The 22,240-nt window shown below is 56.0% G+C and carries 22 protein-coding genes and 1 tRNA gene; 17 read left to right on the top strand and 6 right to left on the bottom strand.

Going from position 1 to position 22,240, the window contains the following annotated elements; genetic code table 11:
* Positions 1–5: 5 nt before the first annotated feature.
* Positions 6–746 carry a bifunctional 2-polyprenyl-6-hydroxyphenol methylase/3-demethylubiquinol 3-O-methyltransferase UbiG gene (ubiG, locus tag QWU00_RS00555; protein WP_035381777.1) on the bottom strand — a complete coding sequence of 247 codons (741 nt, stop codon included), beginning with the start codon at positions 744–746 and terminating at the stop codon, positions 6–8.
* Between ubiG and QWU00_RS00550 the strand changes: the two genes are divergently transcribed.
* The 7 genes from QWU00_RS00550 (at position 745) to prfA (ending at position 8,374) form a co-directional block, all read left to right on the top strand.
* Positions 745–951: a hypothetical protein gene (locus QWU00_RS00550; protein WP_035381778.1), complete on the top strand. Its 207-nt coding sequence runs from the start codon at positions 745–747 to the stop codon at positions 949–951. The genes ubiG and QWU00_RS00550 overlap by 2 nt on opposite strands.
* Entirely contained in the window at positions 921–2,174 is a 1,254-nt protein-coding gene (locus QWU00_RS00545; protein ID WP_035381780.1) for an aspartate kinase, read from the top strand. The genes QWU00_RS00550 and QWU00_RS00545 overlap by 31 nt, the downstream gene beginning before the upstream one ends.
* Positions 2,167–3,252, top strand: coding sequence for an NAD(P)H-dependent flavin oxidoreductase (locus QWU00_RS00540; protein ID WP_052051516.1), 1,086 nt, complete (start codon positions 2,167–2,169; stop codon positions 3,250–3,252). Before QWU00_RS00545 ends, QWU00_RS00540 begins: the two co-directional genes overlap by 8 nt.
* Positions 3,245–4,627 carry a helix-turn-helix domain-containing protein gene (locus QWU00_RS00535; protein ID WP_035382025.1) on the top strand — a complete coding sequence of 461 codons (1,383 nt, stop codon included), beginning with the start codon at positions 3,245–3,247 and terminating at the stop codon, positions 4,625–4,627. Before QWU00_RS00540 ends, QWU00_RS00535 begins: the two co-directional genes overlap by 8 nt.
* A gap of 131 nt (positions 4,628–4,758) precedes the next feature.
* Positions 4,759–5,919: a flavodoxin-dependent (E)-4-hydroxy-3-methylbut-2-enyl-diphosphate synthase gene (gene ispG, locus QWU00_RS00530; RefSeq protein WP_006557628.1), complete on the top strand. Its 1,161-nt coding sequence runs from the start codon at positions 4,759–4,761 to the stop codon at positions 5,917–5,919.
* Between the two features lie 128 nt (positions 5,920–6,047).
* A complete protein-coding gene (hisS, locus tag QWU00_RS00525) occupies positions 6,048–7,319 on the top strand; it encodes a histidine--tRNA ligase (protein WP_035382027.1) in 1,272 nt (423 codons plus the stop codon).
* Entirely contained in the window at positions 7,316–8,374 is a 1,059-nt protein-coding gene (gene prfA / locus QWU00_RS00520) for a peptide chain release factor 1 (protein ID WP_035381782.1), read from the top strand. Before hisS ends, prfA begins: the two co-directional genes overlap by 4 nt.
* Before the next feature lie 52 nt (positions 8,375–8,426).
* Here the strand turns inward: prfA and QWU00_RS00515 are convergent, their stop codons facing one another.
* Positions 8,427–8,816, bottom strand: coding sequence for a hypothetical protein (locus QWU00_RS00515; RefSeq protein ID WP_392388288.1), 390 nt, complete (start codon positions 8,814–8,816; stop codon positions 8,427–8,429).
* 120 nt (positions 8,817–8,936) lie between these two features.
* Here QWU00_RS00515 and prmC point away from each other — a divergent pair, with 120 nt between their 5' ends.
* Both prmC and QWU00_RS00505 read left to right on the top strand, forming a co-directional pair.
* On the top strand, positions 8,937–9,824 hold the full coding sequence (prmC, locus tag QWU00_RS00510; protein ID WP_035381785.1) for a peptide chain release factor N(5)-glutamine methyltransferase: 888 nt from the start codon (positions 8,937–8,939) through the stop codon (positions 9,822–9,824).
* A gap of 252 nt (positions 9,825–10,076) precedes the next feature.
* Positions 10,077–10,529: a DUF4167 domain-containing protein gene (locus tag QWU00_RS00505; protein ID WP_035381787.1), complete on the top strand. Its 453-nt coding sequence runs from the start codon at positions 10,077–10,079 to the stop codon at positions 10,527–10,529.
* A 229-nt stretch (positions 10,530–10,758) separates the two neighbouring features.
* Here the strand turns inward: QWU00_RS00505 and QWU00_RS00500 are convergent.
* Positions 10,759–10,833 (bottom strand) — tRNA-Met (locus tag QWU00_RS00500).
* A gap of 109 nt (positions 10,834–10,942) precedes the next feature.
* Entirely contained in the window at positions 10,943–11,401 is a 459-nt protein-coding gene (locus QWU00_RS00495; protein ID WP_035381789.1) for an MlaD family protein, read from the bottom strand.
* Positions 11,402–11,517: 116 nt separating this feature from the next.
* On the opposite strand from QWU00_RS00495, the gene QWU00_RS00490 reads away from it, so the two are divergent.
* On the top strand, positions 11,518–12,366 hold the full coding sequence (locus tag QWU00_RS00490) for an undecaprenyl-diphosphate phosphatase (protein ID WP_035381791.1): 849 nt from the start codon (positions 11,518–11,520) through the stop codon (positions 12,364–12,366).
* 105 nt (positions 12,367–12,471) lie between these two features.
* On the top strand, positions 12,472–14,016 hold the full coding sequence (locus QWU00_RS00485) for an APC family permease (protein ID WP_035381793.1): 1,545 nt from the start codon (positions 12,472–12,474) through the stop codon (positions 14,014–14,016).
* Positions 14,017–14,136: 120 nt separating this feature from the next.
* Here QWU00_RS00485 and QWU00_RS00480 read toward each other — a convergent pair whose 3' ends face one another.
* Both QWU00_RS00480 and QWU00_RS00475 read right to left on the bottom strand, forming a co-directional pair.
* Positions 14,137–15,234 carry an ATP-grasp domain-containing protein gene (locus QWU00_RS00480; protein ID WP_035381794.1) on the bottom strand — a complete coding sequence of 366 codons (1,098 nt, stop codon included), beginning with the start codon at positions 15,232–15,234 and terminating at the stop codon, positions 14,137–14,139.
* Positions 15,231–15,806 (bottom strand): DedA family protein, encoded by a 576-nt coding sequence (locus QWU00_RS00475; RefSeq protein WP_035381795.1) that lies wholly within the window; start codon positions 15,804–15,806, stop codon positions 15,231–15,233. Before QWU00_RS00475 ends, QWU00_RS00480 begins: the two co-directional genes overlap by 4 nt.
* A 177-nt stretch (positions 15,807–15,983) precedes the next feature.
* On the opposite strand from QWU00_RS00475, the gene QWU00_RS00470 reads away from it, so the two are divergent.
* From QWU00_RS00470 to metG, 6 genes are read left to right on the top strand one after another with little or no spacing between them, the layout of a single operon-like run.
* Positions 15,984–16,997: a lytic murein transglycosylase gene (locus QWU00_RS00470; protein WP_035382028.1), complete on the top strand. Its 1,014-nt coding sequence runs from the start codon at positions 15,984–15,986 to the stop codon at positions 16,995–16,997.
* Positions 16,994–17,875, top strand: coding sequence for a septal ring lytic transglycosylase RlpA family protein (locus QWU00_RS00465; protein WP_035381797.1), 882 nt, complete (start codon positions 16,994–16,996; stop codon positions 17,873–17,875). Before QWU00_RS00470 ends, QWU00_RS00465 begins: the two co-directional genes overlap by 4 nt.
* Before the next feature lie 8 nt (positions 17,876–17,883).
* Positions 17,884–19,104 carry a D-alanyl-D-alanine carboxypeptidase family protein gene (locus QWU00_RS00460; RefSeq protein ID WP_035381799.1) on the top strand — a complete coding sequence of 407 codons (1,221 nt, stop codon included), beginning with the start codon at positions 17,884–17,886 and terminating at the stop codon, positions 19,102–19,104.
* A gap of 3 nt (positions 19,105–19,107) precedes the next feature.
* A complete protein-coding gene (tmk, locus tag QWU00_RS00455; RefSeq protein ID WP_035381801.1) occupies positions 19,108–19,740 on the top strand; it encodes a dTMP kinase in 633 nt (210 codons plus the stop codon).
* Between the two features lie 9 nt (positions 19,741–19,749).
* Positions 19,750–20,697: a DNA polymerase III subunit delta' gene (locus QWU00_RS00450; protein ID WP_035381803.1), complete on the top strand. Its 948-nt coding sequence runs from the start codon at positions 19,750–19,752 to the stop codon at positions 20,695–20,697.
* Positions 20,694–22,238, top strand: a complete 1,545-nt coding sequence (gene metG, locus QWU00_RS00445; RefSeq protein WP_035381805.1) for a methionine--tRNA ligase — start codon at positions 20,694–20,696, stop codon at positions 22,236–22,238. The genes QWU00_RS00450 and metG overlap by 4 nt, the downstream gene beginning before the upstream one ends.
* The last annotated feature ends 2 nt before the right edge of the window (positions 22,239–22,240 follow it).

Raw genomic sequence — 22,240 nt, 5'->3', positions numbered from 1 at the left:
CGGAATCAGCTTTTTCTGAAAGCCGCAATGTAATTTACATCAAGGTTGCGGCTTTCCTTCCAGCCGGTCAGGCTGGGCACCATGCCTGCAATAGCCTGGATGCTCAGACCTGCTGAGCGGCCATATCGGCCCAGTTCGGCAGGGGTAATAAATTTCCGCCATTCATGCGTACCAACCGGCAGGAGGCGGAGCAGATATTCCGCCCCAATTTTGCCAATGGCCAGAGATTTCAGGGTGCGGTTCATGGTGGATACAATCACAATGCCACCCGGTTCCGCCAGATCAGCCAGCATGTGCATAAATCTTTTAGGATCAGTCACATGCTCTATAATTTCTAAGGCGACTACGGCATCAAATCTGGCGTTTTCCGCCACCAGTTCCTCTGCGCTGCCAACACGATAAGTCAGCGGGCCGGAGCCATCGGGAAGCGGGTGATTTTCAAGATGCGTCCGTGCAGCGGCAATGCCGTTGGGAGAGGCGTCAAGGCCCAGAACATCATGGCCCGCCCTTGCCAGTGCCTCACTGGCCAAACCCGCGCCGCAGCCGATATCAAGCACGCGTACGCGGCGGCTGGCGCGCCCACGCAGGGGGAAGTGGCGGCAGGCCCAGCTTATGCGCAGTTCATTCATGGCATGCAGGGGCCGCATGGGGCCGGAGGGGTCCCACCATTTATCCGCCAGAGCGCCAAAGCGGGCAATTTCTTCGGGGGAAACGGAGGATGCAGCGTCGCGGCTGGAGGGATGCATGGAACAAAATTCCTTTCCTGCTGATCTCCCCCGCTGGACGAGAGGGGGCCGGGAAGGGTATGTGACGCGCCTTGTGAAGCTTCGCAACCGTCCTTTTGTGTCTTTCATGCCAGCAGTGCGCGTGGAAGGTGAAAAGAACGGTCTGTTTACGGCCTGTCTGGTGGAGAAAAAATTATGCCCGGTTCCGTGCCTCGGATCGTCATGAAGTTTGGCGGAACGTCCGTGGGGGATATTGAGCGCATTAAGGCCGTGGCCGAGCGTGTCAAGAAACAGAAAGACGCTGGTTGTGATGTGCTGGTTGTTGTCTCCGCCATGGCGGGGGAAACCAACAAGCTGGTCGGTTATTGCGATGCGCTTTCTGACCTGCATGACGCGCGGGAATATGATTCCATTGTGGCGACCGGTGAGCAGGTGACCAGTGGCCTTCTGGCCATTGCCCTGCAGAAACTTGGTGTGCCCGCACGTTCCTGGGCCGGGTGGCAGGTTCCCATCCGGACCGATTCGGCACATGGCAAGGCCAGCCTGGACACAATTGACGGCGCCCATCTGCTGGGATGCATGGCGGAAGGTGTTGTGCCTGTGGTGGCTGGCTTTCAGGGCGTGGGGCCGGACGGGCGTGTGACCACGCTGGGCCGTGGGGGGTCTGATACCTCGGCCGTTGCGCTGGCCGCAGCCATCAAGGCAGACAGGTGTGATATCTATACCGATGTGGACGGGATCTACACGACAGATCCGCGCATTGTGTCAAAAGCACGCAAGCTCGAAAAAATCACCTATGAGGAAATGCTCGAACTGGCATCCGTCGGTGCGAAGGTTCTTCAGACACGGAGCGTTGGTCTGGCCATGCGGCAAGGCGTGCGTGTGCAGGTTCTTTCAAGCTTTGTAGATGGGCCAGCCTTGGTTGAAGGTAAGCTTCCCGGCTCCCTGGTGGTGGATGAGGACGAAATAGTGGAAAAGAAACTGGTGACTGGCATCGCGTATTCCCGTGATGAGGCCAAGCTGTCTGTAAGGCGGATTCCTGATCGTCCGGGGATTGCCGCTGCAATTTTCGGCCCGTTGAGTGAAGCCAACGTCAATGTGGACATGATTGTGCAGAGCACCGGCGCTGACGGTACAACAAACATGACCTTCACAACCAGCAAGACTGATCTACCGCGCGCCATCAGTACGCTGGAATCTGTGCGGGATGCGGTTCAGTACGAAGAACTGGCGACAGACGACGATGTTGTGAAAATCAGCGTGGTGGGCACAGGCATGCGCTCGCACGCAGGGGTGGCCAGCACCATGTTCCGTACCCTGTCCGAGCGTTCGATCAACATTCAGGTGATTTCCACCAGTGAGATCAAGGTCTCCGTTCTGGTGGCTGCGGAATATGCAGAACTGGCAGTGCGTGCCCTGCATACGGCATATGGGCTGGACAATGTCTGACGTGATAGAGCGCGATCTGACGGCATTGCCGACCGAGTCCGAGAAAGAACGGGCGCGGAAGCGCCTTCAGCACCTATGCCAGCGTGGTGCAGATTTTCTGGGGACCCAGTATGCCATTCTTGGCGGGGCGATGTCCTGGGTTAGTGAACGTCATCTGGTTTCCGCCATTTCCAACGCTGGTGGCTTTGGGGTGATTGCCTGTGGCGCCATGGAACCGGACCGTCTGGCCGAAGAAATAGCGGCTACCCGTGCGCTGACGGACAAACCATTCGGCGTGAACCTGATCACCATGCACCCCCAGCTTTCCGAGTTGGTGGATGTGTGTTTGCAGGCAGGCGTTGGCCATATTGTGCTGGCTGGCGGCATTCCACCGGGGGCGGCCATCAAGGCCGCCAAGGATGGCGGTGCTAAGGTGGTGGCCTTTGCGCCTGCTCTGGTGCTGGCCAAACGGCTGATCAAAATGGGTGTGGATGCGCTGGTGATTGAAGGGGCGGAAGCTGGCGGTCATGTCGGCCCCGTTTCTCTGACGGTGCTCGCGCAGGAAATTCTGCCCCACATTGACCAGGTGCCGGTATTTGTGGCTGGCGGCCTGGGGCGCGGGGACGCGCTGGTTTCCTATCTGGAACTGGGGGCTTCCGGCGGCCAGTTAGGCACCCGTTTTGCCGCTGCGGCGGAAAGTATTGCCCATGAAAAGTTCAAAAAAGCGTTTGTGCGGGCTAATGCGCGGGATGCCATAACCTCCGTTCAGCTTGACGAACGTTTTCCCGTTATTCCGGTGCGGGGGCTGGCCAATGAAGGAAGCAGCCGTTTCGTGGCGCATCAGGCGGATGTGATCAGTCGCTTTCAGAGTGGTGCAATCTCGCGTGAGGAAGCCCAGCTTGAGATCGAACATTTCTGGGCTGGCGCCCTGCGTCGGGCTGTAATAGAGGGAGATGTTGAAAACGGATCTGTCATGGCCGGGCAGTCTGTCGGAATGGTGAAGGCCGTTCAGCCTGTGGCTGACATTATTGCGGACCTTGTTGATCAAGCTGTGCTGGCACTGGTGCGCCAGCAGCGACGTATGGATGCTGATGGCTGATACCCGTTCTGTTCCCGAGCAGGAAAAACCTGCCGCTTCCCCCGTCCTGCCAGATGTGGCGAGTGTTGGTGTGGGAAGCGCGTTGCGTATGCGGCGGGAGCAGCTTGGCTGGACATTACCGCAGATAGCCGACTGGTTGCGTATTCGGGAAGCTTATCTGGAGGCTCTGGAAAGTGGGCGTGCCGGGGTTTTTCCGGCAGAGGCCTACGCCTTGGGCTTCTTGCGCACGTACGCGCAAGCCTTGGGGTTTGATGCTGAAGATGTGGTGCAGCGCTACAAGCGGGAAGGGAAGGTTCGAAACCGCAAACCCGAACTGACTTTTCCGGCACCACCGCCTGATCGGCGGATTCCGCCGGGGGTTACAGTTTCTCTCGGGTTGCTGGTGCTGGTAGGGGCCTATGTGGGCTGGTACCAATTCGTAGGTCATGCTCCGCCGGTGCCTGAACATGTGCCGCCCGTGGCAGAGATTATTCCGGGCGAGAAAACGGCCAATGCTCCTTCCCCGCAGGTGGCGTCCATCTTGCCTGATCCGGGTGCTTCTCCTCCACCGCAGCCTGCGCCAGCCCCGGCATCGGGCGCGCCTTTAGGGGGCGCAGAGCATTCAGTTCCTGCCATAGCTTCAAATGATCCGTTGGCCTCGTCAGCGCAGGGAGCAACAGAACAGGCTTCCGGTTTGGCTGGCGGGACGGAAGGTGTTTCTTCTCCTGCGGCGAATACACCGGCACCGTCTTCGGACAGTGCCGAAGGGAGCGAGTCTACTGGAGCAGATGCAAACCAACTTGTCTTGAAGGCGGATGCCGCGAGTTGGGTGCAGGTAAAGGATGGTGCCGGAAAAGTGGTGTATGACCACATCATGCAGCCAGGTGACCAGTGGGATGTACCACCAGAAAACGGCCCCTATAGTCTGACAGTTGGTAATGCTGGCGGCGTTATGGTTGCTGCCGGAAGTGTGACAACGCCTCATCTTGGTCGTAATGGCGCGGTGCGGCGGAAGCTGCCCTTGACGGTTGACGCTGTGCGGGACGGGAGCCTTGCGGGGGTGCCTGTATCGGGTGTGGTTACATCCCCCTCGGCATCATCATCCGTACCAGCCGCTCCGTCGCTTCCTGCTGTCGGGCTTGCTTCACCGCAGAGTTCTTCAAAGCCGCAACAACAGAATAATGGCTCGCAGTCGGAAGATGTGCCATCCTCCACATTGCCGGCAGGCGGAAAGGCCGCTTCTTCATCCGCCCAGCCGGATCAGGACGGTGTCGTGCAGGAGAATGCGCCAGCCATGCCAGTGCGTTCCATGCCGCGGCGTAAGAGCAGCCCCCCTCCTGAAACCAGCGCGGATGACCTGAATGCCCGTCAGTTACAGGGATTGGGCGGACATTGAATGCCTCTTTTACGCGCTTTCATGTAGCCAACGCGCATTGATTTTGGCAGGAAGGCATCAAACGTAATGGGTGATCGTGCACCACAACACGGTTTGCCTGATCAACTGTCGTCTCGACAAAAGGATGTAAGATGAGTGGCTACCGGCCTTACCAGTATATCGAGCGTCGGAAATCACGGAAGATCCATGTCGGCAAGGTAGCCGTCGGTGGGGATGCGCCGATTTCTGTCCAGACCATGACCAACACCCTGACCAGTGATGCACAGGCCACGATCGAACAGATCCGCCGTGCAGAACTGGCTGGTGTGGATATTGTCCGCGTGTCCTGCCCGGACGAAGAAAGCACCAAGGCGCTTGAAGAAATTGTGCGGGAAGTGAACGTGCCCATCGTGGCGGACATTCACTTTCACTACAAGCGCGCTATTGAAGCCGCCAAGGCTGGCGCGGCCTGCCTGCGTATCAACCCCGGTAATATTGGCAACGCCGAGCGTGTGAAAGAAGTTGTCAATGCCGCCAAGGATTACGGTTGTTCCATCCGTATCGGTGTGAATGCCGGGTCTCTGGAAAAGCATCTGCTGGAAAAATACGGCGAGCCTAACCCGGAAGCACTGGTAGAAAGCGCTCTGGAACATGCCAAGATTCTGGAAGATCATGATTTCCGTGAATTCAAGATTAGCGTGAAGGCATCTGATGTCTTCATGGCGGTGGCTGCCTACCAGCAGCTGGCTGATGCATGTGACTACCCGCTGCATATCGGTATCACGGAAGCTGGCAGCAAACGTGCCGGCACTGTCAAATCTTCCATTGGTCTGGGCAATCTGCTGTGGGCCGGTGTGGGTGATACCATGCGCGTTTCGCTCTCTGCCGCGCCGGAAGAAGAAGTGTTGGTCGGGTGGGATATTCTTAAATCCCTTGGCCTGCGTCACCGTGGCGTAAAGATTATTTCCTGCCCGTCCTGTGCCCGTCAGGGATTCAATGTGGTGGAAACGGTTCAGACGCTCGAAGACCGTCTGGCCCATATCAAAACTCCGCTGACGCTTTCCATTATCGGGTGCGTCGTGAACGGACCGGGTGAAGCCCTGATGACGGATCTGGGTGTAACGGGCGGTGGTTCAGGCCGTCATATGGTTTATTCTGCTGGCAAGCAGGACCATACTATTCCGGCTGGCGACATGATTGAGCATGTGGTGGAGCTGGTGGAAGCCCGTGTGGCAGCCATTCAGGCCGAAGAAGCCAAGGAAAAGGCTGAAGGCAAGACGGAAGAACTGCCGGAAATGTCTTCCGCTAAATAAAAGCTGAGGCCCAGCATGGTCTGTTTCCGGGCAGTCAGACCATGCGCCTTGGTTTTTTATCGTAAAATTTGAAGAGACAGCCCGCTGCGTAATAGCCGGTGGCGGGCGCTGTGATCGGGAAAAGATCTGTGAGCACCATTCAACCCGTAAGAGGAACGCACGACCTTATTGGCGAGGAGCAGCGGCGTTACACGCATGTTGTCTCAACAGCGCGCCATATTGCGGGGCTATACGGGTTTGATGAATGGTCCACCCCGATTTTCGAGGACACGAAAGTATTTTCCCGCTCGCTGGGCGATACGTCAGATGTTGTCTCCAAGGAGATGTATTCTTTCAGTGACCGTGATGGCGAAAGCCTGACCCTGCGCCCGGAGGGCACGGCTGCCATCTGCCGCGCTTTGGTGACAAATGGGCTTACGCAATCCCTGCCGCAGAAGGTTTTCTATGCAGGTCCCATGTTCCGGCATGAGCGGCCACAGAAAGGGCGTTATCGTCAGTTCCATCAGATTGGTGCAGAACTGATGGGTGCGGCGGAACCTCTTGCTGATGCTGAGGCAATAGCGTTGGGGCATCAGGTGCTTATGGCGCTGGGTGTGGCGGAACACGTGACCTTGGAGCTGAATACGCTGGGCGATACGGCCAGCCGGGATGCGTGGCGTGCTGCGCTGGTGTCTTATTTCTCCGGCTATAAGGATCGCCTTTCAGAAGAAAGCCGCATCAGGCTGGAGAAAAATCCGCTGCGGATTCTGGACAGCAAGGACGCGGGTGATCGGTCTCTGGTGGCAGATGCCCCCATGATGGAAGAGTTTCTGACGCCGGAAGCCCGCACATTCTGGGATGATCTGCGCCGCACGCTTGATGGCTTCGGAATTGAGTACAAGGTCAACACAAGCATTGTGCGTGGGCTGGATTATTATAATCACACCACCTTCGAATTTGTGACCAGCAAGCTGGGCTCTCAGGGCACGGTTATGGCAGGCGGCCGTTATGACGGCCTGGTTCAGCAGATGGGTGGGCCGGAAGTGCCTTCCATTGGTTGGGCTGCTGGTGTGGAGCGCCTTTCCATGTTGCTGGATGCGTCTCCGGCTGCGCCGCGCTCGGTTGTAATCGTGCCGGTTGGTTCACCCGATGAAAAAGCACTTTTCCAGATCTTGCAGGGGCTGCGTCGGCAGGGAGTGCGGGTGGAAATCGGGTATCGTGGCTCCTTGCGCAAGCGGATGGAGCGGGCAGGCAAACAGAATGCCAGCCACGTGATTTTTCTGGGTGAGGATGAACTGGCCAAAGGGGCCTTCCGGGTCAAGGCCATGGAAACCGGGCAGGAGGAAGAGGTCTCTCGTGAGAGGCTTCTGTCTAATGCAAAAGCGGTGTTTGCAGGTGTGGGTGGGTCAACGGCGCAATGACTTTGGATGAACGGCTGGACAGAATTGTCAGCCGGGCGCTTGAACTGGAAGCCCAGTTGGCCAGTGGCATAAGCGGTGAGGCTTTCACGCAGGCATCCCGTGAATATGGAGAAATTGAGCCACTGGTAGCGCGCATCACCGCGCTACGCTCGGCTGAGCAGGCTGCCCAGCAGGCGGAAGCGTTGCTGGCAGACCCGGAAATGAAAGAACTGGCCGAGCTGGAACTGGCCGAACTTCAGGAAACATTGCCGCAACTACGGCAGGATGTGCGTCTGGCCATGCTTCCGCGAGATGCTGCTGACGAGAGAAGTGCCATCCTGGAAGTGCGGCCTGCCGCCGGCGGAGATGAAGCTGCTCTTTTTGCGGCAGAACTGTTTGATCTGTACCGTCGATATGCGGACCTGCGAGGCTGGCGTTTTTCCATCATGGATTATGATGAGAGCGAGCTTGGTGGTCTGCGCGAAGGGATTGCGGAAATCAGCGGGAAGGGCGTTTTCGCACGATTGAAATATGAATCTGGTGTTCATCGTGTGCAGCGTGTGCCTGCAACGGAAAGTCAGGGCCGGATTCATACCTCCACCGTAACCGTGGCGGTGCTGCCTGAGGCAGAAGAGGTTGATGTTACGGTTGATGAAGGTGATTTGCGGATTGACGTCTATCGGGCGTCTGGCGCTGGTGGCCAGCATGTGAACAAAACTGAAAGTGCTGTGCGCATTACCCATTTGCCTACCGGCATAGTGGTGGCCATGCAGGAAGAAAAAAGCCAGCATAAGAACCGCGCAAAAGCCATGAAGATTTTGCGGGCGCGACTGTATGAGCGGGAACGGGCGGAAGCCCACGCATCCCGCGCAGCGAACCGGAAATCTCAGGTGGGGACGGGCGACCGTTCAGAGCGTATCCGGACGTATAATTTTCCGCAGGGCCGCGTGACAGACCATCGGGTTAATCTGACGCTCTACAAGATTGATCGCATCATTCTCGGCGAAATTGATGATTTTGTGGATGCCCTGACACAGGAAGAACAGGCCGAACTTCTGGCCGCGGAAGGGTTCTGAGGTCGGCCTTGGCCGAGTGTTCCAAGTTCTGCCGAGATGTTGGCCCGAGGGGCTAACTGACCGGCATGGAGCAGACATTGGAATGGGTAGGGTGATGCTCCGCAATGGAGTCATCATCGGGGTCCATCAGGAAGAATTCGGTAAAGTTGTTGGAGCCCAGCGCATAAAGGTGATGGCCATCCGGATTGTGAAGCGTGCCATCATTGCTGACTTCGTGCGTTTCTACCCGTCCTTCTGGTGTGCGAATGGTGATTTCGCCGCAGAGGGTATACGTGTGGTCAATCCGGCCAATCGGGGTCGGGATGCGCACGGTCTTCCCGCGATTTTTGTCATCCAGTTTGAAAATGGCAGCCAGCTTTCCATCAAGATAAAGACGGGAAATCTCGGAGATTTCTGCATCCGCTTTCTCGTCAGTCACCGTAAAATCGCCTGCGTGTGCCATTGATGCTCCGACCGTAAGGGAGACAATGGCAGCGCAGAAGGGTAAGAGCACCCGCAGGACGCGTTCGGTGCAGGATGAAAATGTCATTTCAAACAGTACCGCTCTGATAAAGGGTTCCTTATGAGTAGAGCAGAAAAACATGCAGCCAGCCAGCCGCTGGGTCAGTTGCTTGCTCATGGTGCGCAGGTGCTGGCAGCGTCTGCCATTGAAAATCCTCGGCGGGAGGCGCGGTTGCTTCTGGCGTATGCCTTGGGCAAAAGCGCGGAACAGATGCTAGGGATATCGCCTCGTGATGAAGTGCAGGAGGAACCATTTCTCTCCTATCTGACCCGCCGGGCAGCGCATGAGCCTATGGCCTTCATAACCGGCAGCAAGGGATTCTGGACGCTTGATCTTGCTGTTTCTCGGGCCACTTTGATCCCGCGCGGCGATAGTGAGACCGTTCTCGCCTGTCTTCTTGATTACTGTCCTGACGTGCAGGCAGCCTTGTCTGTGCTGGATATGGGAACGGGAACAGGTTGCCTTTTACTTGCGGCTTTGGCGGAATATCAGAAGGCGTGGGGCATTGGCGTGGATATCAACCCCGACGCCGCGATTCTGGCTGCGCACAACGCCAAGCGATGCGGGATGGCACAGCGCGCCTTTTTTCTGGCAGGCAGATGGGATGATGCACTGAAAGGCCAGCGTTTTGATGTGCTGCTGAGCAATCCGCCCTACATTCCAACATCTGATCTTGCTGAGCTGATGCCCGAAGTCCGACTGCATGAACCGCTCACCGCGTTGGATGGAGGGGAAGATGGTATGGAGGCGTATCGTTTCCTTTGTGGGCGGCTACCTTATCTCCTCTCCCCACAAGGGGTAGCCATTTTCGAGATCGGGATTCATCAGTCGCGGGATCTACAGCATGTTGCTGAGGAACATGGGCTGGAGATTGTTGAAATCAGGCCGGATCTGGGTGGGGTGCCAAGGGCCGCAGTTTTGCGGGTCAGGACTGATGCAATCACATAAAAAATAGGTTGGCTTTAGCTTGGTGGATTGCTAAGATCATAACTGCTTATTCAGCGAATGTGGCGGTTATCATTTATTTTTTCCGCCATATGAATAAAGCAATGAGGGCCTTTATCTCAGCAATGGTTTTCCTCTGCTGAAAAGAAGCCCGTTCCGACACACAATTCGGCCTTCAGTCAGGAAGCACGTCTTGAAAAGTTCGACTGTTTCTTCATGCAGAATGCCATGAACGTGAAAGTGCTGCGATAGCTCATGAATGTAAAACGGATGCGAACCAGAAATCATCGCTCTAGTGGTAGCGGGAGTGGTGGTTCTTCCCGGCATCTGAATGGTCAGATTCCGATGAACCGGAACCACGTGTTCGATAGTCATGGCCCTGATGTTCGTGTACGTGGGACGGCACAGCAGCTTTTTGAAAAATATCTTCAGCATGGTCGGGATGCGACAGGTGCGGGCGATCGTGTTGCGGCTGAAGCGTATTTTCAGCACGCCGAACATTATTTCCGCATTATGAACGCCATGGCTCAGGCTGCCCAGCAGAGCCAGCAGGAGCGAGCAGAGCGTCAGGCGTCTCGCCAGCGTAATACCTCAAGCGGTTCCGAAGATGGTGGGGATGTTTCTCGTGGAGAAGAAGGCGATGCTCCGGTGCGGGGGGAAGAACCTCAGCCTGACATTCAGCCTCAGCCCGAATTATCTGAAGGCTGATCTGACGGTTTTTTAGAGTGAGCGTTGTATGGCGTTGTGCCTTCTCTGAAGGACACGCTATGCGATGCTTTTTTTGTGTGGATAGCATCAGGCAAAAAGAATTTTGCTTATCAGTGGCAGAATAAGTGTCACCATAAATTCAGATGACTGCAATTTTTATGGGAAGAAACCCGAACATCAAGAAATAGAAAAACTACTGATTTCTAAAGTCTTGATTTTCAAGGAAAGATGGTAGCGGCGGACGGATTTGAACCGCCGACCAAGGGATTATGATTCCCCTGCTCTACCGCTGAGCTACGCCGCCATCGTTCGGTGGAGGTGATCTACCCTTGGTGGGGTGGGGTCGTCAAGGCGTTCTTGCTGTTTTTGTTACAAAAAATCTCAGCCGCCAATGTGCGCGCAGGCAACGGCCTTCATTGATCCAGATTGCCTCCGCCAAAAATGTAGTTGCTCACCTGCTGCTCAAGGCTGGACGGCTCAAGCGTGTGGGTCAGTACCGTGCCCGGGGCTGCCATGGCGCGGGAATGGCCTGGCTCAATGATCAGGGCATTATCGGAAGAAAGCGTGCTGCTGCCAATTGTCAGCGTGCTGTCGTCAGGGATCTTGAGTTCGGTGTTCATCCTGAATTTCACAATGGCCATTTGGGAGGTAGGGTCGAGTGTAACGGAGGAAACCCGGCCAACGGGTACTCCCGCCAACGCTACGTCCGCGCCGCGTGCAAGGCCATTGGCGGACACAAAGCGGGCTGAGAGGTCATACCGCTCCTGTCCGGGAGCGGTCTGGGTGGCACGAGCATACAGAGCAAACGCCAGCGTGCCAGCCAGAACGGCGCTGCTGAAAAATGTGGCGCCGGTACGGCCTCTCCCAATCATTGATCTGTTTTCTCCATCATGAGGCAAGGCCAGAGCCCATTGGTTATGAATGCTTGCAGCAGGCGGGGACTTGGTGCAAGGACAAGCTTGTGTGGCCAGAACTGGGTTGTGTATCAATGTCTTTCATTCAGGCTATTATCATAGCCGTCCTGCAAGGGGCGACGGAACTTTTTCCGGTCAGCAGTCTGGGGCATGCGGTCATTTTGCCCGCGCTCCTGCACTGGTCTTACAATCTGCATGACGAAGCATTTTTACCTTTTCTGGTGATGCTGCATCTCGGCACGTCTGTGGCGTTGCTGATTTTTTTCTGGAAAGACTGGTCCGCTTTGTTCAAAGGGTCCGCAGGTCTGCTGGGAAGCAGGATCCAGATGGAGAGCATGCATATCCTCTTCCTGCTGGTTGTGGCGACTATCCCTGCGGTTATCATCGGTGGATTGTTCGAGCATTTGCTGCGGAGTTTATTCGGCTCTGCTCCTTCAGCCGCCATTTTTCTGTTTCTGAATGGCGTTATGTTGCTTTTAGCAGAAAAGCTGCGGGGCTTGGGTGGTCGATACGGTGTGCGCACTGTAGCGGACATGACCATGCGTGATGCTCTGGTGATAGGTGTGTTTCAGTGCATAGCCTTTTTGCCGGGTTTTTCCCGGTCTGGCGCGACCATTTGTGGCGGTTTGATCCGGGGTTTGCGGCATGACACGGCGGCTCGCTTTTCTTTTCTGATGGCTGAGCCCGTGATTATTGCGGCTACGGCGCGAGAAGCCTTTAAAATGCGGCATATGGTTCTGGAGCCTGGGCAGATGCACGTAGCACTGATAGCTGCCGTGATTTCCGGAGTAACTGCTTTGGCCAGCACGGCTTTCCTGATGCGTTATTTCCGTGACCATGATAGATGGGCGCTCTCTCCCTTTGCTTATTACTGCATGGGAGCAGGACTTATTGCGACGCTGATTTTCCATTTCAGTGCCTGAAACAAAGAGTGGCTTGCCGAGGAGGCACGCCGCCTTCTATTGATGTATTAGAGCCGGCTTCGTAATGAAGTGTGCCGGTGCGTGGTGGAGGTTATACAGGCTCTCATGGGGTTTTCATCCTGCCCGGATACGGGGCGGTCTCGCCGTAAATCACTTGAGAGAATCGAGCAGGAAAATGGCGCTCAGCGGTTAACCCGCACCTTGGGGCCTCTTCAACTCACCATGTTGGGGGTGGGCTCTACTATCGGTGCTGGCATTTATGTCATGACCGGCACCGCCGCTGCCAATTACGCTGGCCCCTCTATTCTTCTTTCTTTTGTTGTCGCCGGATTGGCGTGCCTGTTTACGGCGCTGGCATATGGCGAACTGGCCTCAGCTATGCCGGTTTCTGGTTCTGCCTACACTTATGCCTATGTTTCCATGGGGGAAGCGTGGGCATGGGGTGTGGGATGGTTGCTTCTGCTTGAATACGGCATTTCCTGCGCGGGCGTGGCTGCCGGATTTTCCGGCTACGCGGTAAGTTTCCTACAGGATTTCGGGATTCATGTTCCCTCGGCGTTAAACACCACAACCATGCAGGTCGCGCTGGATGGAACACAACGTCATGTTTCCGTGGCAGGCCGACTGGATGCGGTTGGCGCTGCCTCCATTCTGGTTGTGACAGGCTTGCTGATTCTGGGGGTAAAGGAATCTCTGCGGATCAACACGGCCATTGTTTTCCTGAAAGTGGGCGTTCTGGCCGTTTTTGTGGGGCTTGGCGTATGGCAGATCCATCCCTCTTACTGGACGCCCTTTATCCCGCCGCATGAGGGGGGCTTCCGCTACGGGTTGCCGGGAATTTTTCGGGCGGCTTCCATTATTTTCTTTGCGTATGTTGGCTTTGAAGCTGTTTCTACAGCCTCATCGGAGGCCCGTAATCCGCGTAGGGATATCCCGGTAGGGATTATCCTGTCCCTGTTGATCTGCACGGCGGTTTATATTGTTGTGGCGGCCGTCCTGATTGGGGTGGTGCCATGGAAGACGCTGGATGTGGCTGATCCATTGGCAATAGCGGTGAATGCCATGCATCAGCCATGGCTGGCCGTATTTGTGAAAATAGGGGCCGTGGTCGGCCTGTGCTCGGTTCTGTTCGGGCTACTTTATGCCCAAAGCCGTATCTTTTTTGCTATGGCGGAAGATGGCCTGCTGATGCCTGTCTTCAGCACATTGCATTCACGTTATAAAACACCCTGGATCGGCACCATCGTGCTTGGTCTTTTGGTGGCTGTGGCCACGGCGACATTACCGATCGATATTATTGGCGATCTTGTCAGTCTTGGCACGGCTACGGCATTCGGCATTGTGTGCTTTACCGTTATCTGGATACGCAACACTGCGCCGGATTTTCCGCGCTCTTTCAGCGTGCCCGGTGGCGGTTTTAGAATAAAAGGGATCTGGCTTGGCTATGTGCCCTTGTTGGGTATTGTGTTCTGCCTGATTATGGCAGCGCCCCTGTTTATAGATATCATTATGGCCGTGTTTTCAGGAGATCCTGTACCGGCTGTTTTGCTGGCTGCTTATATTCTGTGTGGTTGGGCAAGCTACCGCTTTTACGGCCGGAGCCATTCTCGACTAGGCAAGGATGCGGCCCTTACCGAACCAGCACCCTAAAAGGGAGGGTGCCGGCGCGCGGCCCATACAAGTTATGAGCGGGCGCGGCGGAGGGATCGCGTATCAGTGATCCTGTGTGAACGTTTTTATCATATCCTTGATTGGGATAAGTCGGCCTTCTCAATCATTCATGGGATAGGATGCCAGCAGCCGCTTTTGCCTGCGCCACAGACGCACGCCATGCCAGAGGCCGCTGGATTTCCAGCCAGCTTTTTTCTTTTTGGCACCTATACGGAATGTTTCTCCGTAATGATGAAACTGGGCAGCATAGGCTTCACGCAGGCTGGTGCGGGAGTCCCAGATATGGGTGGCCTCAGAACCTACACCGTTGATTTCAATAATCTCGAATTTTTCGCCAGCACGCAGAGCGTCAACACTGTCGAATTTCACATCCACACGGCCAAAGTGGAAATCAGGGATATCCTGCATGATTTCGTCCAGCCTTGCCGTAAGGGCCGGTGTGATATCTGCTGCGCCGTTGCGGAAAATGGCACCTTTACAATGGTTGCCCGTAAAGACGAGATCGATGGTTTCCCCTTCAGGCAGAACCTCATGCAGACGATTTTGCAGGCGCGGGGTGTAGATATGAAGCAGGAGGCGTGTGCGTGGATCCTGCTTCAGGAGTTCCAGAACCGTATCTCGTCCGTTGCCTGATAGCGCTGGAATATCCTTGTAAGTCAGGGAGGAGAGTGTGCCATGCGGGCTGTCAGGATGGCGGATATAGAACAGGCCTGCTTCATGCCGATAGGGAATAAGACGCTGAATGACCAGTTTTATCCCTCGCGGGAATGCGGCCAAGGCAGCATCCAGTTCGGCTGACGTGCGGGCCAGCTTTACGCCCGTACCATTGCAGCCAATATCCGGCTTTACCACGACGGGTAGGCTGAGGCCTTTATGCGCCATCGCTTCTTCCGCGCGGCGTGTATCGTCAGTGCTTGTGAACAGGGTTGTGTAAGGGGCAATCCAGCGGGAGGCTGTGGTTCCAGCCATATCCAGGATGCCGCTTTTGCTTTCTCCGCACAGACCGCCCGTTTCAATACGGGGGTTCGCTGCGGTTGGTGTGCTGAAGTCCCGGTAACGGAGCCCCAGCAGGATCCAGTAGATCACGATGGGCGTATAAAAAATCCAGCCCGGCCAGAATTCAAAACTGGAAAGTGGAGAGCCATTTTCAGATGGCACAGCAGAATAATCTCGGACTGAAGAGGGCAGCTTGGTCATTTTCCCTGTTTCTGCATGCGGGCGGCAATGCGACCCATAATAATGATAACCAGCACAAAGCCGAGAATGCCAGCCCAGCGCCAAGCCCCAAGGTGAGCCAGAAGAAAGCCACCAATGCGGAGCGATAGCGCAAATAGCGCAGATGTCCAGATTAACGTGGCGGCGAGTGTAGCCAATGTGAAGGTGCGCAATCCAGCGTTGAAGAACCCGCAGGCTGTATAAAGCGGCAGACGGGTGCCTGGAATAAAGCGGCTGATGAAAACCACCTTAAACAGTTTTTCTGTCAGCCATTGGCGCTGCATATCGCGCTCGGGAGTGTTGACCCAGCGGCGGGCAGGAGCCCAGCGGGCGGCCAGATACCCCATTCCGTAAAGCCCGACATCACCCAGCACAATGCCAACATAAAGTGCGATCAGTGCTTCAAACGGCCCGAGCGCATGCAGTTTAACCTGAATGGCGGTGAGTACTGTTGCCGCGTCCTCCAGAATGAAGGTGGCCAGGATGACAATAAGCACCTGTACCGCCGGATAGGCAGTGGTTGCTGCGAGAAAATGCTCCAGAGAGTCTGGCATTCAGTCAAAATATTCCATGTAAGGGTGATCCCTGCTGTGACAGGCTAAGGGCAGGAGGGCAAGGCTGGCAGAAGGGAAAAGCCATATGGCTGCCAGAAAAAAGAGATGGCGCGCAGGCGGATAAATACGCTTATATCCGCTCCAGTTAACGATAGATCATAGCGTGACTGGTGAATGATGCTGAGAAGAAGAACCCTCGTTTGTGGGACTATGTCCTCGCTGCTTGTACCTGCATTCGCCCGCAGCGCTGCTTCGGCAAAGCATGTCAAAAAGGCGAGCAGCCCGGCTGCAACGGGGAGCTATGCTGCCTTTCTGGCAGGTGTTCGACGGGAAGCTATCCAGCAAGGGCTTTCCGCTTCAATGCTGGATGAAGCCCTGGCTTTGACAACGCAACCAAATGCCAAGGTTTTGAAAGCTGACCGGCATCAGCCGGAATTCACCCTTACGTGGGCTCAGTATAAAGACCGGGTGATCACGGACAAGAAAATTTCAGATGGTCAAAATGCTGTTGCCCAACGCACGGCCCTGCTTAACCAGATCAGTCAGGCCTATGGCGTGGACCGCGGTGCCATTGCGGGAATCTGGGGGTTGGAATCTGCTTACGGCACCAGAATGGGAACCTACCATGTGGTCGATTCCCTTGCGACTCTGGCTTTTGATGGCAGACGATCCAGCTTTTTCCGTGCCGAACTCTTCAAGGCACTTCACATTCTGAACAACGGTGACATCACGCCCTCCGGCATGTTGGGAAGCTATGCGGGTGCCATGGGACAACCACAGTTCATGCCCAGCGCTTATGAACGCTACGCAGCCAGTTTCCCGGCAGGGGGGCGGCGCGATATCTGGAATAATGAAGCAGACGTTTTTGCCTCTATCGCAAACTATCTTGCCAAATGTCATTGGCAGGCAGGAGAGCCATGGGGCGAACAGGTGCAGGTGCCTGATACGCTGGAGCAGTCTCAGATTGGTCGTGCTGCCGTGCATCCCGTTTCCTACTGGGCGGGCTTGGGCGTAAGGCCTCTGTTAGGCGGAGGCTTTTCTCGGCCGGGTCTGGAAGGGGCGGTTATCCGCCCGGATGGTGCGGGTGGGGAAGCCTATATGGTTTACCACAATTTCAACGTGATCCGCCGGTACAATCCGTCAGACTTCTATGCTCTGGGAGTCGGTCTTCTAGGTAGTGCCATAGTGTGAAAAAAGCCGTTCTGCTGTGCTGTGTAGGGGTTGTGGCCTGTTCCAGGCCGGTGCCCAAGGTTCAGCCTTCCGTACATTATGTGGTGGGGTCGGGCTGGCAGGTGGAAAATGCCTGGTTCTATCCCAGAGAGGATTTTTCTTATCAGGCGACAGGATTGGCTGTTCGTCAGAAACAGGAAAGGACTGCATCAGCACTGACTACGGATGGTGAAGTGCGTGATGACGCGACCATGACAGGAAGCCATCCCACCTTGCAGTTACCTGCGGTGGTTACGGTGATGAACCTCGATAATGGGCGGGAAGTAACGGTCCGGCTGAATGATCGGGGCCCGAAGGAAATTGGTCGCCTGCTTGGCTTGTCACGTAAGGCAGCGGATCTGCTGGGAATGGGAACTGCGCCAGCGCGTGTAAGAATTGTGGAAGATGAAGCAGCCAGCCGTCATCTTGCTGAAATCCTGCCCGGTGGCCCCATGTTGCAGATCAATGCGGCTCCACTGGAAACGGTAACCCAGACCCAGTTGAAAGAAGCGAAGGCAGGGGCCAGAGTCGGGCGCGCCGTTCCGGCTGTTCAGCAGTCTGCGCCGCAGGAAGCTACAGTGGCAGGTGGTCCCATCGTTCTGTCTGATCTCCCAGCCACATGGCGGCAGGGGATGCCTGTTGCTGGTCAGTTCTGGGTCGAGACGGCCGATTTTACATCCCGTTACGCTGCCGCCCGAGAGGCGGCCCGTCAGGGAGCGTCTGTTGTCCCTTCATTTACCCAGCAGGGAAAAATGTGGGCTGTCCGTCACGGACCGTTTGCGACTATAAGCGAGGCGGATGTGGCCCTGAGGCATGCCCTTGCTGATGGTTTAACCGGATCTCATATTGTCGTCGAATAGGAAAGAACGTGCATACTCGCCGGTTTCTTCTCGCAGGGGGTGCGGCCCTTGCCTCCACTGGTTATTCATTCAATGCGTTTGCCCGTAAGGTAAGGGGTGGCGCGGCCCATGTGCATGCACCTGCCGCAGCAGCGGCCACGCAGCCTGCTCCCGTACCGGAAACGCCCGCCATTACGCCCGTAGGGCCGGTGGATACCGTAGCGCGCTGGGCCTGCATTCTGGATTATAACAGCGGCGCAACGTTGCTTGAAAAGGCAGCGGATGAACGGATGCCGCCTTCATCTCTCACCAAGATGATGACGGCGTACGTTACCTTCACCATGCTGAAATCTGGCCGCCTGAAGCTGGACCAGACCCTGCCTGTGAGCGAAAAAGCGTGGCGCATGCAGGGATCACGGATGTTCGTGCCATTGGGGCAGAGCGTTTCTGTTGAAGATCTTATCCAGGGTATGGTGATCCAGTCTGGTAATGATGCCTGCGTGGTGTTGGCTGAAGGTATCTCTGGGTCAGAAGAGCAATTCGTCGCCCTGATGAATGAGATGGCAGGGAAGTTGGGGCTCACTAACTCACATTTCTTGAACGCAACGGGCTGGCCTGCTGATGGCCACTATATGTCCGCACGCGATGTTGCGTATCTTGCCTTGCGCCTCATCCATGATTTTCCAGAATATTATCATTATTTCTCGGAAAAAGAGTTTTTCTTCAACAAGATCCGGCAGGAAAACCGGAATGCTCTGGTGGTCAAGGGACTGGCGGATGGCCTGAAGACTGGCCACACGGATGCAGGTGGTTTTGGTCTATGTGCATCGTCTGAGCGGGAAGGGCGCCGCGTCATTCTGGCTCTGAATGGCATGCCAACGTCCAATGTTCGTGCCCGTGAGAGCGAGCGGTTGATGGGGTGGGCGTTCGCCAACTTTGAATCCGCAAAAATTCTCAGCAAAGGGGATGTGGTAGAACAGGCTCCCGTATGGATGGGGCAGGTTCAGACAGTCCCCTTGGTTGTGGCGCAGGACTTCACCATGCTGTTACCCCATGGCTGGCGCAACTCAACGCATGTGTCTCTGGATTATCAGGGACCGTTGGCAGCTCCCCTCAAGCAGGGGCAGCCTGCTGGACAACTGACGGTATTGTTGCCGGGTGGTCGACAGGCGCTTGTACCCGTTGTGGTCGGGCAGGATGTGCCTGCGCTGGGTGTTCTGGGGCGTGCGGCCCGCAGACTGCATCTTTAAGACATGAGTAAAGGTCTGTTTATTACGCTGGAGGGTGGAGAAGGCGTAGGGAAGTCCACGCAGCTTAAACTGCTGCAGGCAGCACTTCTCTCCGCTGGTGTGGATGTTGTGACCACGCGGGAACCTGGTGGTTCTCCGGGAGCCGAAGAATTACGGCAGGTTCTTCTGTTTGGTAAACATCCGCTCTCTCTCCGGGCGGAGATTCTAACGCATTTTGCGGCACGATATGATCATGTTGATCAGGTGATCACGCCTGCGCTGGAAGCCGGGAAAGTGGTGGTGTGTGATCGTTTTACAGATTCCACGCTGGCTTATCAGGGTTATGGCCGCGCAGAGGGAAACCCGGATGTCTTGCGTCTGATTTCTCGTCTGCAGGAGCAGTTGGGGCGTGATCCGGATATGACGTTTCTGCTGGAAGCTCCGCGGGATGTCGCTCGGCTACGGCTGGCAGCGCGGGGGGCTCCGGTTGATCGTTATGAACTGTCAGATGAAGGGTTTCACGCCCGGGTTCTGGCCGGTTTTCAGGAGATCGCCCGGCAGGATACTGGCCGTGTCCGCCGTATCAGCACGGATGGCCTCTCACCAGAGGCGGTCAATGCCATGATTGTCAAAGATATTCGCGCACGTCTTCAGTAAAGGACTATCATGCAGGAGGACCCGCGCCTTGCATCGCTGTCTCTGCAAGGGCATGAGGCCGCTTTGCAGGCCTTTCGCACGGCTCTTGCTTCCGGACGAATGCCTCATGCGTGGCTTATTACCGGGCCACCGGGCATAGGCAAAGCGACGTTCGCATTTCGCGTGGCGCGCCTTATATTGGGCGGAGAAGATGCGGATAGTCCGGCAGGGCGGCGCATCTCCGCAGCAACACATGCGGATCTTCTGGTCGTTAGCCGAAGTTTTGATGAGAAACGGCAGCGGTTTCGTGGTGAAATTGTTGCGGATGAGGTCCGGCCTATTAACGCGTTCCTGCGCCGCACAGCGGCAGAGGGAGGTTGGCGCGTTGTGATTGTGGATGGTGCGGAGTGGCTCAACAGAAGTGCCGCCAATGCCCTTTTGAAGATTTTGGAGGAACCGCCTCCGCAGGCTGTGCTTTTATTGACCAGTTCTGCTCCGGGCCGGTTGTTACCCACCATTCGCAGCCGGTGCCGTAAGCTTGATCTGGCTCCCCTTGATACGCATAGCCTGCAAAGTGTGATTGTTCGGCAGGTGCCGGATGTTTCTCCGGCTGACATGACCCGTATGCTTGAAAGCGCGCAGGGAGCACCCGGAAGAGCGCTTGCCCTTCTGGCGGATCAAGGCGGTAAGATGGCTGATCTGGCGCAGGAAGCTGTGGCGGGTGTTTCTGTCAGCCGATCCTATCAGATTGCGGAAGCTGTTTTGCGCAAAGACGACGGTTTTAATTTATTTTTCAGTCTGTTATCTGATTTTCTTCAGAATAGGGCGCGTCAGTCCGCACGGCATGGGCTTAATCAGTCCAATGCTCTTGCTCAGGCTTGGGAGGCCATTATGCGTCTTCAGGGCGAGACGGAACGCTTCAATCTGGATAAACAGGAATCTCTTCTCCAAGCCATGACCATTGCGAGTAAAGCATGACCGGCCGTTTTTATGTCACGACCCCAATCTATTACGTGAATGGCGCTCCCCACATCGGGCACGCCTATACCTCCGTTGCGGCGGACGTCATGGCGCGTTTTCACCGGCTGGCGGGGGACGAGGTCTTTTTTCTGACCGGAACGGACGAGCACGGCCAGAAGGTGGAACAGGCTGCACAGGCAGCAGGTATTGACCCCAAAGTTTTTGTGGACCGTGTTTCTGCGGATTTCCGGAACATGGCGGATGCCATGGCCATCTCCTATGATGACTTCATTCGCACAACGGAACCGCGTCATATTACCGGTGCGCAGGCTCTTTGGCAGAAAGTGGCGGAAAGTGGTGCCATCTATCTGGGGGCGTATGAGGGATGGTACGCTCTTCGGGATGAGTGTTTCTACGGTGAAGATGAACTGATTGACGGGCCGGAGGGCAAGAAAGTTGCTCCTACCGGTGCACCTGTCGATTGGGTGAAGGAGCCCTCCTATTTTTTCAAGCTGTCAGCATTTCAGGACAAATTGCTGGAACTGTATGAAAGTCATCCTGACTTTCTAGGCCCCAACAGCACCAAGCGCGAGATTGTCAGCTTCGTGAAGCAGGGGCTGCGCGATCTTTCCATCAGCCGCACCAGCTTTAAATGGGGCATTCCCGTGCCGGGGGATGAAGCCCATGTGATGTATGTCTGGTTTGATGCTCTGGCCAATTACCTGAGTGCGCTGGACTACCCTAATCCTGACGCGCCCCGTGCTGCGTTCTGGCCTGCCAATCTGCATCTGGTGGGCAAGGATATTGCCCGTTTCCATGCCATTTACTGGCCAGCCTTCCTGATGGCTGCCGGTATTGAGGTGCCAAAGAAGATTTTTGCGAATGGCTGGTGGACCATTGAAGGCCAGAAGATGAGCAAATCTCTGGGCAATGTGGTCGACCCGCGTGATCTGGCAAAAGAATTTGGTGTGGATGCCGTCAGGTTCTTTCTGCTGAGGGAAGTGCCGTTTGGCGGGGACAGTGATCTTTCCCGCAAGTCCCTGATTACGCGCAACAACGTGGAACTTGCGAACGATCTTGGCAATCTCTGCCAGCGCACACTCTCTCTGGTTGCCCGAAACTGCGATGGTATCATTCCAGAGCGTCGGGCGCTGACGGAAGCTGATACCCATCTCTTGGGGCAGGTGAGTGTTCTGCCGGAGTTGATGGCCGCCCAACTGGAACGCTGTGCATTGACGGATGCGCTAGAAGACGTCTGGAAAGTAATCCGGGCAGGCAATGCCTACATTGATCATCAGGCTCCGTGGGCGCTGCGTAAGACCGATGTCGAAAGGATGAAAGACGTTCTGCGGGTTCTGCTGGATGCATTGCGCGGTATTGCTACAGTGCTTCAGCCGTTCATGCCGCAGAGCATGGATCGCATGTTGACCCAGCTTGGGGTTGAAGATGGTGAGCGGACATTCGCTTCACTGGAAATCCTGCTTCCGGCTGGGCGCAAGCTGCCAGCGCCACAGGGTCTCTTCCCGCGTTATGTAGAACCCACGGCAGAGCCTTCATGAGT

It is taken from the genome of Acetobacter tropicalis, assembly GCF_030644465.1.
GTDB classification, from domain to species: Bacteria; Pseudomonadota; Alphaproteobacteria; order Acetobacterales; family Acetobacteraceae; genus Acetobacter; species Acetobacter tropicalis.
Note: the sequence above shows the minus strand (reverse complement) of the source record. Positions and strands in the feature narration are given on the sequence as shown.